Raw genomic sequence first — 10,772 nt, 5'->3', positions numbered from 1 at the left:
CGACCGGGCGGCGCGGGGCGCGCTCCGCGGCGTTGTTGTCAAGATCTACCATGGGGTAGTCGCGGTGCGCGACGACCCCGTCCCACTCGCGTTCGAGGGTGGCGAGGGCGTCCTTCGCTGCGGGCTGTAGCCCTGGGGAGGCCTGCTGCTCGCGGCGGGCGGTGTCGATCGCCTCGATCGCGCCGTCCCAGGCGGTGTAGGCCTCGGCCAGCCGGGTGTCGGCGTCGGGGCCGGGGGTGTCGCGCGCTCGCGCCCACGCCGTGGCCAGTTCCCGGTGGGCTGTGTAGAGCGCGCGGAACCGGTCGAGCCAGGCCTTCTCCCAGTACTCCAGCTGGACCGGGTTCGACAGCCTCGCCCGCGGGAAGTAGCGGCGAAGGTGGGCGACGCGGTAGAGGTTGACGAGGCCGGCGCGGCGGCGGCCGACGGAGACGTAGACCGCGTAGAAGTCGGAGGACAATACCCGCTCGCCGCCGCCGGGGGCGGTGAGCGTGCCGTCCGCCTGCTCGGTGAGGCCGAGGTGGCCGGTGAGCACCGAACTGGCCCGGGTCTGGTCGATCACGAAGCACACCGTGTCCTCGCCGAGGGAGACCCACAGCCACCAGCGCTGCGGCTTCCCGCCGCCGTTCGGGGTGAACACCTTCCAGCTCGTCTCGTCGGCGTGCAGGTGCCACGATGCCTGGGACCGTTGGCGGATCGCCTCGACCAGCGGGGCGAGCAGCACGCCGGCCTGGGCGCACGCACCCACCAGGGTCGGGGCCGCCAGCACCGCGCCGTGCCGGGCCAGGCCCGCCACCAGCGAGTTCAGGGACCGGCCCGCGCCGTAGCGCTCGACGAGCAGCAGCGCGAGCGACCGGTTCGTCCACAGCCCCTTGCCGAGTGCCCGCGGTTCGCCCGGCGCCATGACCGTCGCNGGGCCGTAGCAGGCGCAGGCCCGCCGGTAGCGGCGTCGTCGGGTCGTCCGCCGTACGACCCGCACGACCCACTCGAGCCGCCAGGAGACGTCCTCGCCGTTGGCGGTGAACGGCGCCCCGCAGCACGGGCACGCGTAGCCGCGCTCGGGGAAGTCCCACGTGCCGCCGTCGTCGTCGGGCAGGCCGGAGTAGTTCCGCCGGCCGGCCCGCGCGCCCGGTCCCCGCCGGGGCCGCCCGCCCGCCGACCCGCCGACCCGCGGCCCTGGCCAGCGCCGCCGTCACCGGCGGCATCGCCTTCCTGACCAGGGCCGCCGTCACCAGCCGCGCCGCCGCCGTGGGAGGCGCGGTCGCACGGCCCGTCCGGCGGCGCGCCGGGCGCGGCCCGCTCGGAGGACTCGCCGAACAGAAGATGCTGGAGCAGCGCCACCTGGGCCCGCGACTCGGCGAGCTCCGCCAAGGCCACGGCCAGCGCGCGGCGCTGCTGGGCGACCTCGACCAGCAGCGCCGACAGCCACAGCCACGCGGCCACCGCGACGTCCGGCACGGGCACCCGCCCGCCGGCCGCGTCCGGACCCCGCACAGCCTCGAGGGCCGTGCCCGTTACCCTGGAAACCAGCGCCTCCGTGCGCGACGCGGCCCTTCCCCGAGTTCCCGGCCAAAGGTTTTCGGGGGGAGGGCCGCGGCCTTTTTCCGACGCTGTCCACCCTGTCGACCCGGGCCAACCAGCCACCCACCACAAGATCCCCGGTCGCACACGGCCGTGCGCGGCGACGCCAACCAGCGACCCAGCACACCAGCCCGGCACACTCTGCCATCAGCAGCCGGGACCCCGGCCACCACGCGGACCCCAACCCGCCGTCACGCACAGCGACCCCCGCTGTCAGGCGCCGGCCACCGTCAAACCAGCAACCCCCACGATTTGCGAATACTTACAGCCTGTCGACGCTGCGAGCTCGATAGCCCCAAACCTCACCGGGTTCCATAACGAGATCATCCCGGACCGCCTTGAGAACGCGGCACCGGCACACTCCCAGGTCAGCTCTGACCACGAGGCCTGCCTCTCGGCGGCCGGCACCTGGCTTGGCCCGATGTCGGTAGGGCCTCCGCTCCCCGCCTTTGAAGTGCCAGATCCGCAGCTTCGAAGCAAATTTCCGACGTTCCAGCCAATCGACCCATATCGTCCTATATTTTGATGAATCACAGAAGCGCAGATCACCGGCTTCCCGATTTGTTATCGTTCTCGCCTCTATGACCCTGGGGGGGCGCGATGTCCGCGGCAACGGATCATTGGCTGCTGAAGGCAGTATCGGATTTTGGTCGGGCGTGTGGCACCAAACTCTCCGGAGGTGGCAGCCCGGAAGCCTCGATACGAAGCCCGCTGGAAGGGCTCCTGGCGGCAGTTGGCAGACATCACAAGCTGTCCGAACTTACCTGGCATGACGAAGTGAGGCTTCCCGAACTCGGAGTGCGGCCCGACTACGCAGTCCGGCTGAGTGGCCTGGTCACCGGATACATAGAAATCAAGAAGCCCGGCCTGTCCGTAGACCCTCAGAATTTTACCGGGCACAACAAGGAGCAATGGGAACGGCTGCGAGACCTTCCAAATCTACTTTACACCAACGGCACCGAATGGCGGCTTTTTCGGGACGGGATCCAGATAGGAGAGACCATTCACTTCACCGGAACTCTCCGGACAAGCAGGGAGCGGCTTCGGCCACCGGATCCGGCCGCCTTCGACGCACTGATCACGACGTTCCTCGTCTGGAGCCCGCCACCAATCCAGAACGTTGGCAGGCTCGTGCAGAACATCGCACCGTTGTGCCGCCTCCTCCGCGCTGCCGTCCTGGAGCAGCTCACCGCCGAAGCGAAGTCGGACGCACCGGAGAACGACGGCCACGCACGTCCCTTCACCGGCCTCCAGAACGACTGGCGGACGCTACTCTTCCCCGAGGCAGACAGCCGGACCTTCGCCGACGGATACGCCCAGACGGTAACCTTCGCGCTGCTGCTCGCACAAACGGAGGGAATTCCTCTCCTGCAGGTCGGATTTCATGATATCGGCCGGAAGCTGAACGCCGGCCACGCACTTATCGGCAGCGCGCTGCGACTGCTCACCGACAATATAAACGAGCGTTTTTCGGTGACGCTCGATCTACTGACCCGCACCATCTCCAGTGTCGATTGGCCTGCCATCCGGAACGGCAACCGGGATGCCTACCTACATCTCTACGAAAACTTCCTGACCAGGTATGACGCACAGCTACGACAGCAGAGCGGTTCGTACTACACGCCGCGAGAGGTCGTGGAGCACATGGTCCGGTTGGCAGAGGATGTGCTGCGCACCCGGCTCGGCAAGGACCATGGTTACGCCGATCCGGACGTTCGCATCGTCGACCCGGCGATGGGAACCGGCACTTTCCTTCACGCGATCATCGAGAGAGTCGCAGAAACTGCCTCCGAAGGAGGGGGCGAAGGCATGGAAATCGACGCGGTCGCGCAGCTCGCGGAACGACTGTATGGCTTCGAGCTGCAGATAGGTCCCTACGCGGTCGCCGAACTCCGAACCTCAGACCTGTTAAGAGCGGAGGAGATCCCAGCGCCGCGAGAGGGACTCAATCTCTTCCTAACAGACACGCTTGATTCGCCGTTCAGTGATACGCAGAAAGCACTCTTCGGCTATCGGGAACTGGCGGCTTCCCGACAGCGAGCCGATCAGGTAAAGGGCAATGTTCCCGTGACTGTTGTCATCGGCAACCCCCCCTATGACGACAAGGCGAAGAAACGCGGAAAATGGGCAGAGAAAAAAATTCCAGGAGAGAATAGGACTCCGCTCGACGCTTTCCGTCACCCCGGCAACGGCCGGTACGAACACGTACTGAAGAACATGTACATCTACTTTTGGCGCTGGGCGACTTGGAAGGTCTTCGATGCCCACGAGGCCGACCAACATGGATTGGTCTGTTTCATCACGCCATCGGGCTTTTCCACTGGCCCTGGCGGCCGTGGCCTGCGCGACTATCTCCGTCGCACCTGTCACGAAGGATGGGTTATCAACCTCTCTCCCGAGGGACAGCGCGCGGATGTTGCCACCCGCGTCTTTCCAGCAGTCGCGCAGCCATTGGGTATCTATATCTTCGTACGCCGCGCGGGGAGCTCTCCGGACGGCTCGACCCGGATCCACTACCGCTCGATCTCGGGCCGACGCGAGGAGAAGTTCAGACAGCTGGCCCATGTGGAGATTGACGACGGCGGCTGGAGGGATACGCATCGCGAGCGATCTCGTCCGTTCACGCCGACTACGCAATCGGCGTGGGAGGACTTTCCAGAGATTTCCGATATATATCCGTGGGGAAGTCCTGGAGTAAAGGCAAACCGCTCCTGGGTGGCTGCTCCCAGCGCGGAGATCCTGCGTCGCAGGTGGGCGCGTTTGGTCCGCGAGGACGACCCGGACGCGAAAGAGGAGCTTTTCAAGGAGACTCGGGACCGCACGCTGCTACGTGCGGTGTCGCCGCTCCCCGGATACTCTGGACCTCGAGTGCCTATCGGGCGGGAGAGTAGCCTGACCCCACCTGTGATCCGGGTCGGGTTCCGCAGCTTCGATCGACAGTGGCTGATTGCCGACCCCCGTGTGCTGGATTTCGCCCGACCAGACCTGTGGGCCTCACTTCACGACGACCAGATCTTCCTCAACCAACAGTCCTCGCATGAGATCGAAAGCGGACCGGCGGTTGTGGNGACCNCATTACTTNCAGACACCCACCATTTTNATNGGNGGGGNGGNAGAATTCTGCCGCTACTGCAACCGGATGGCTCAGCCAACGTTCCAGGCGGACTGCTATCCTATCTTGCCAGCGCATTCGGACTGGAGAAGGTTACCGTCTTGGATCTGGCTGCTTATACAGTCGCAGTCGCGGGGCACTCGGCCTTCACCGAGCAGTTCGCGGAAGAACTGCTCACGCCCGGCGTTCGACTTCCTGTCACACGGAACCTCGAGAGCTGGCGAAAGGCGTTGTCGATCGGAGCCGAGATCCTGTGGGCTTCGACCTACGGCGAAAGGTGTGCAGATCCGGATGCTGGTCGTCCCACCCGCGACGTCAGGTTCAAGAGCGGGGATCCACGTCAGNTCCGATACTTGACCAATATCCGGAAACAGATCCCAGAGAATTTTCACCACGACCCAACAACAAACACTCTACATGTTGGCGCAGGGTCTTTTGGGAACGTTCCAGAGGAGGTATTGACCTTCAACGTCGGCGCGATGCCAGTAGTTAGGAAATGGTTTGGATATCGCAAGTTTTCCCCCAACAGCAAGAAGACGAGCCCGCTCGACGATATTCACGTCGACAGCTGGCCCCGTGAGTGGGCCGCAGAACTCGTCGAGCTCCTGTCGGCCCTACGCCGCCTCGTGGATCTGGCACCGGCGCAGCGCGATCTTTTGGCCGAGGTTCTGGCGGGTCCCATGGTGACCCAGCAGGATCTCGCGGTTGCGGGAGTGCTCCCTGTGCGTCCCGCCGCACGGAAGCCGCGGTATGAAAACCCGGTCGGGCTGTTCGTGGACGGAGACGCCTGACCGACGCTGACGGGCGGAACTGCGACGAGGCGAGGTCCGGTTCAGGACAGGACAAGCCGGACCGCCTGGTCGCGCGAGATCGTGCCCTGTGCAAGCTGGCGCAGGGCACGCGGCGCCTGCTGCCAGGTCCGCCTGGATCCGGCGGCGGCCTCCAAGACGTCCGCGAACGACACGACCGCGGCGAGGCGGGCCTCGGCTTCCTCCTGCCGGGCGCGATGGAAGATAGCCGCGCCGAGCATGGTCACCGACAGCGCCCCACCGGTGTCCGTGATCAGCTTCAGCCATCTCAGCGTGGGCACCTCGGCGGCCAAGACCTGGGCGGCCAAGCCACGTGCCTCGACCGACGCCAGCTCGCCATCCGGCGATGGCAGGTCCGCGACCATGAGTTCAGCCAGTATTCGATGCTGTGATTCCGTGAGCTCGATGTGCGGGATCGACATGGGACCATACCTAGCACATGCGGCGGAAAACGTAAAACCGACATCCCCCGAAAGGGTCAGGGAATCATGTAACCTTAATATAATGCACGCAATCATTCGATCTACATCTGCAACATAACCGTCTTCCATGGAGAACGAGAAGGCCATTCTTGATAGTTTTGATATTTGTTGACTAGTACTCTAACCGCGCGATGGGAACACCAAGCGTCTGCCATCCGAGGTCGCCATGGTGGCGCCTTCTACTCAACGTAGCCAATCAAGTGGGGCCATATTTCGATTCCTTGAAATTCAGGTGTCGCACGGTCACACCAGCCAATCCCCTTATCCGATCTGCCTGGCGTTCGTGTTGCCGACGTAGCCGGCCCGGCGGATCTTCGCGCGGGTGGGTTCGATGGACACGGTCGGGCCGTTGACCTGCAGGTTTAGGCTCGCACTAGTGCCGGTTGGGTGCACTCATCAATGTCTACGGAGATCGATACATGCCGTGACCTGCGGCTTGACTACCCATCAGGGCGGTCCGCAACCGGCGAGGCCGATGGCTGCAGTACATCGACCTGCGGCATTGGGTTCGAGTCTTGTTGGGTCGGCACCCAACCATTCTTGATCATAAAGTTCACGCCTCGTCCACCAGCGGGTGTTGCGCGAGTTGTACCGCTCGGCCGCCGTATCACCGGCGTCGTCGCGCCGGGCGCGCTTCCCTCACGGCGATCTCGGAGAGCGAGGAGGATCAGCCCGGGGCGAGGCGCACTGTCCGCTAGCCGACAGTAGTTACTGTCACTCGAACAAAAAGCTAGTCTCGCAGTGTGATTGAGGATCCTTGGGAGCCGCCGGCCGTCCTACTCGCGGTCGACCTCGTGATTCTGACGCTTCGCGGGACGCGCCTACAGGTCCTGCTGGTCGAGCGCGGGATCGAGCCGCACCGGGGTGCGCTCGCGCTCCCAGGCGGCTTCCTCGCACACGCCGAGGAGGGCATCGGCGCGGCGGCGCGGCGGGAGCTTGCCGAGGAGGCGGGCTTGGAGGGCGAGGGCCTGTACCTAGAGCAGCTCGGGGTCTATGGCAAACCCGGGCGGGACCCACGGGGTCGAGTCGTCTCGGTGGCCTACCTCGCTGTCGCACCGCGGCTTCCGGAGCCGGTCGCGGGAACGGACGCCGCGGCTGCATGCTGGCAGCCGACGGAATGCGTGCTATCGGGTGACCTGGCCCTTGGCTTCGACCACCGTCGGATCATCGCGGACGGTGTCGAGCGTGCCCGAACAAAACTCGAACACTCAGCGCTTGCGACCGCATTCTGCGGCCCCGTTTTCACCATCAGCGAGCTACAGGCGGTCTACGAAACCGTCTGGGGAATGCGGCTAGACCCCAGGAACTTCTNTCGAAAGGTTCAGAAGGTGGACGGATTCATCGTCCCGACCGGCGGAGAGCAGCGGACGACTGTCGGACGACCCGCCCGCCTGTTCAGAGCCGGGCCGAGCGCCGTTCTGTCGCCGCCGATTACCCGGCCCGTCGACACGGCGAGCGCCGACAGTGCCCCTGTCCAAGAAGGGGAGAAATAATCATGGGAAAAACACACCCGATCGTCGTTTTGACCGCCCTTGACCTGGAGTATCAGGCGGTTCGCGAACATCTGGCGGATGCACGACTGCACCGCCATCCGCAGGGAACCCGCTTCGAGGTAGGCCGGCTGGCCCGCGGCCGGTGCCGGGTGGCGCTTGCACATGTCGGCGTGGGAAACCAGTCGGCCGCGGTACTCGCTGAACGAGCCATAGCCGAGTTCACGCCGGCGGCGCTGCTCTTTGTCGGCGTCGCAGGCGCGCTTCATCGCCATATCGCACTGGGCGACGTCGTGGTGGCCACCCATGTGTACGCCTTCCACGGCGCCACCAACGATGACGAAGGGCTCTGGGGGCGACCACGCACCTGGCCGCTGTCGCACCGGGCCGACCAGATCGCCCGCCACCTCTATCGGACGAGGTCGTGGGCACGACCGTCGGTCGAAGCCGAGTCTCTGCCACAGGTGCACTTCGGGCCGATCGCGGCAGGGGAGGTGGTGCTGAACTCCACCGTGTCCGCTCTGGCCCGCTTGCTGCACGAACGTTACAACGACGCGCTCGCCATCGAGATGGAGGGCGCGGGAGCCAGCCAGGCCGGGTTGCTGAACGACTCGCTGCCAGTGGTTGTAGTCCGCGGCATCAGTGACCACGCCGATGGCACCAAGGAATTGACCGACCGCCAGCTGTGGCAGCAGCGCGCTGTGGCAAACGCCGCTGCGTTCGCCGCAGCGCTGGCCGAGGAACTGTCAACGGACATCGGACGGGTCGATGCCGCGGAACCCAGGATCGGGAGGACACCCATCATGCAGACACCGCACCAGAACATCCGCATCATCGCTTCGGAAGGCGCGCAGGTCGGTGCGCAGACCGGAGTCGTGCACGGTGACGTGCATATCGGCGTCGCCGGTGAGCGCGCTCGGGTCGACCTGCCGACAGCACTCCTCCGCTTCCGCGCTCGTCTGGACGATGCACGCACGGCCGGCGATGTCGATGCTGAGACTTATGCCGCCGCCGAGGCTGAGCTCCGCGAGGCCGACAAAGCACTCCAGGCGGATTCACCCGCTACTCGCGGCGCCCTGCTGATGGCGCTGAAGAAGGTCCGCGGATTGGTCGGCGACGTCGCCGACCTCGCCGCGAAGATCGGCATGGTGATCATGCTCGCTCAAGGCGTGTCGTGATCGACGACTGGCGCCCTTCGCCTGGCTCGGGCGCTCAGCCCAAGCCAGGTTCGTTCTCCAATGAGGCCAGTGGTTCCGCTCACGTCGACATGCAGGCCGGCGTGGTCCACGGCGACGTCTACCTCTACACGATGTCTCCCGATGCCGGGCCGGCCGAGAGGTTCGAATCCGGAGTTCATCACCTGGATGGCGGGATGGCCGATCAGGCCCGAGAACTAATGCGCGAGGCAGTGGTCAGTCCCGGGAGATCCAAGCGGATGCTCTTTCACTGGGTGCTGGCCTTGGTAAGCGGGCGATCGCGGGACGAGCTGTCGAACGAGGAATTCAGGTGGCTACGCGAGCTGCATGCAGAGTCACCCGAGCCGGATCCTGACCACTGGGCGCAGGGACTACGCGTGGTGATCCTTCTACTGGATGCGGTTTGGGAAGCTAACATCAGTGTCACGGTTCCACTCAAGGAACTCGACAACCTCCCTGACCCGCAGCAAGCCATGATCCTGCGTCATCTGGAACAGTTTATCGAGGGACCCCTCGAAGACGAGATGTGGGATCGTGCACTCACCCAGGCCCGCAATAATCAGATGGCCGACGGTCGCCGCGAACGGGTTTGGAAATTTTTCACACCCGTGCCGATCGGACCGCGGGCACGGAAGCCTCACCCGCCCGACCTTCCCAAAGGAACCCGGTTACGCGGCAAGGCCTCGGCGGTGTTCCTCGCAGCCTGGACCGCCTACGTAGCTGTGCGCCTGACATCGGCCGGCCGGATATTGGAACCGCTCGGATGCATCTTCGTTTTTGCCGTCGGCCTCGTTACACTTCGACGTGGCTTGGGGTGGCGCCTGGAATACCTCCAGGTCAGCCCAGATGCGGTACAGCATTCCGGCGGCTTCGCGAGCGAGGTCCGCCACGATCTCGACTTCTATGTCGCCAAGTACCACCCCAATGGTGTCACCGCAGATGACTGGATGCGGCAGACCGAGGGGACGCGGCACAGCATCAGCAAAGAGATCATCGGTCTCTACCGGGAGTCCAGAGTCGACGCCGGCCGGGTGAAGTGGCTACTGCGCCACGAGGCAGGCGAGATCAGGAAACTGTGGAAGCGCCAGGCCAGTCTCTCCTACACCCGGGAGCAGCGAGCGGTGCCGGGACTCAGCGCCTCCGGGCAGGGTGGGATGGCGATACTCGGAGGCGGAATCCTGTGGATACTTGCCGCAGCCTTCGCAGCCGACGTTCTCCTCGCCGTCGAAACCGCGTTCGTCGTCGCTGTGGGAAGCACCGTCCATGTCCGCGCCCGACTGGACATGGAGCGTGAGCCGCGGCGATATGAGGCCGAGCGCGAGCAGTACGAACAGGTACTGGCGGCACGGGCGGCAGGGTTCGAGCGGCAGAGGGCCAAGCTCGCAGACAAGCCGGGCGACCAGGAAATGGCACGCTGGCTGGACTGCGATCGCAAACTACTGCTCGACCGTGCACTACGCCACTATCGGCTGGCGGCGAGCGAGGTCATCGCTCATGCCTTCCTCGAGAAACAGGCGGAATCCAGCCAGCGTGCCCGGATCCGCCTCGGTCCATGGCGGTATCAAAAATATGAGATCTCAGTATTCCTCCTGANAGCCGACGGGGTTCGGAACTTCCTTTCGGTTCTGGACTTCGAAACGGGCACCTTCACCGACCAGGGGCGACTGAACTACCGCTTCGATGCGATCGCATCCTTTCATCTCGACCGTAGCGCCGGCAACGTACAGAAGTTCCAGCTCGCCCTGATGAACGGCCAAAAAATCCAGATGAAAACGACGGAATCCGCACCCGATGAATTAACGGAGGACGAAACTGCGGCATCGGTGGCCAGCCGCCCCCAGGACGCCGGCGGCCTCCAACACACGATCCATATTCTCGAAGGAGTAGCCGCTGACGGCAAAAATTGGATCCGCCGCATCGAGTCCGCTTGCTATTCTCGGAATTCGCACATCATGCAAAATTCATCAGGCCGATGACTGGCAGTTACGGCGCTCCGTGCCATGGAAATCGAGGATGGGTCTCCTCCATCCACTCGCGGAAGCGACGGACCCGCTCCTGATGGTTCGCTTTTCGGGGCTTCGTGGCGTCTGTGCACGGGCTTGACT

General features: G+C 64.7%; 6 protein-coding genes. 4 read left to right on the top strand and 2 right to left on the bottom strand.

The window, feature by feature from the left end:
- Positions 1–976, bottom strand: a 976-nt coding sequence (locus tag CED_RS20285) for a transposase (protein WP_084680886.1), incomplete at its 3' end; no start/stop codon positions are given.
- A 1,202-nt stretch (positions 977–2,178) separates the two neighbouring features.
- On the opposite strand from CED_RS20285, the gene CED_RS20280 reads away from it, so the two are divergent.
- Positions 2,179–5,481: a type ISP restriction/modification enzyme gene (locus CED_RS20280; protein WP_035913365.1), complete on the top strand. Its 3,303-nt coding sequence runs from the start codon at positions 2,179–2,181 to the stop codon at positions 5,479–5,481.
- Between the two features lie 41 nt (positions 5,482–5,522).
- Here the strand turns inward: CED_RS20280 and CED_RS20275 are convergent, their stop codons facing one another.
- Positions 5,523–5,921, bottom strand: a complete 399-nt coding sequence (locus tag CED_RS20275; protein WP_011435549.1) for a hypothetical protein — start codon at positions 5,919–5,921, stop codon at positions 5,523–5,525.
- An 803-nt stretch (positions 5,922–6,724) separates the two neighbouring features.
- Between CED_RS20275 and CED_RS20270 the strand changes: the two genes are divergently transcribed.
- From CED_RS20270 to CED_RS20260, 3 genes are read left to right on the top strand one after another with little or no spacing between them, the layout of a single operon-like run.
- On the top strand, positions 6,725–7,474 hold the full coding sequence (locus CED_RS20270) for an NUDIX domain-containing protein (protein ID WP_035913362.1): 750 nt from the start codon (positions 6,725–6,727) through the stop codon (positions 7,472–7,474).
- Between the two features lie 2 nt (positions 7,475–7,476).
- A complete protein-coding gene (locus CED_RS20265; RefSeq protein WP_011435547.1) occupies positions 7,477–8,649 on the top strand; it encodes a 5'-methylthioadenosine/S-adenosylhomocysteine nucleosidase in 1,173 nt (390 codons plus the stop codon).
- On the top strand, positions 8,646–10,643 hold the full coding sequence (locus tag CED_RS20260; protein ID WP_035913360.1) for a hypothetical protein: 1,998 nt from the start codon (positions 8,646–8,648) through the stop codon (positions 10,641–10,643). Before CED_RS20265 ends, CED_RS20260 begins: the two co-directional genes overlap by 4 nt.
- Positions 10,644–10,772: the final 129 nt, after the last annotated feature.

The organism is Frankia sp. CeD (assembly GCF_000732115.1).
Classification (GTDB): Bacteria; Actinomycetota; Actinomycetes; order Frankiales; family Frankiaceae; genus Frankia; species Frankia casuarinae.
This window is presented reverse-complemented; position numbering and strand designations above follow the sequence as displayed.